The 745-nt window shown below is 47.2% G+C and carries 1 protein-coding gene; it reads right to left on the bottom strand.

Annotated features, from left to right (window positions below):
- On the bottom strand, positions 1-671 hold a 671-nt coding region (locus E2R66_RS28150; RefSeq protein WP_158288537.1), incomplete at its 3' end, for an IS1595 family transposase.
- Positions 672-745 lie beyond the last annotated feature (74 nt).

The raw sequence follows: 745 nt of genomic DNA, 5'->3' as shown, positions 1-745 counted from the left end.
ACGCCTCTTAGCCAGCCCTTGATATTCATGATATGAATATGTAGCATCGGAAAGCCGGCCCCTTTGTTGCTTTTCTCTTGTGTTATCGCCCAATCTTTTCCTAACGGCAAATAACCGCGCCACCCGTCTGTTTTTACCAGCGCCTGAGGCGCAATATGCTCGTCAAATATTTTTTTGAGACTATCGGCTGATGCATCATCAATTACCCTGCAATAAGCCCTACCAATGGTCGTTTTTCCTTTCTTATCCGTTACTTTCTCTATCGCCAATACAACCAGATCCTTGCTGCCGTTGGTTCTGCCGGGTTCGCCGGCTGAAAATCCTCCCACCAAAAACTCGTCCACCTCTACCTCGCCCAACAAGGCATGCTTGCCGCTGCTTTTCATCGCTTCCTGTATTTTCGCTTTCCAAAGCCACGCACTCCGCTGCTGGCAGCTAAACTCCTTCGACAGTTCACAGCTCGACAGGCCTTTTTTCCGAACCGAAACCCGAAAAGCCATCTCAAATGCCTTCAGCAAGCCCAGTTTACATTTATGAAATAATGTCCCAGCTGTTGCCGATGCATCATAGCCACATTGCTTACAGCGCAGGTAATGCCATTCCCTGCCTTTCCCATACTGATCGCCCTGGCATCTCAGGCAAGAATATCCGCCAGCTAACTTCTTATCCAAAATATATTGGAGGCAATCCTGCTCCGTTTTAAACTTATCTCTAAATTCGTTGATACTAATTCCGCTAAACATAG

Source organism: Mucilaginibacter psychrotolerans, from assembly GCF_004519315.1.
In the GTDB taxonomy this organism is placed as follows: domain Bacteria; phylum Bacteroidota; class Bacteroidia; order Sphingobacteriales; family Sphingobacteriaceae; genus Mucilaginibacter; species Mucilaginibacter psychrotolerans.
Note: the sequence above shows the minus strand (reverse complement) of the source record. Positions and strands in the feature narration are given on the sequence as shown.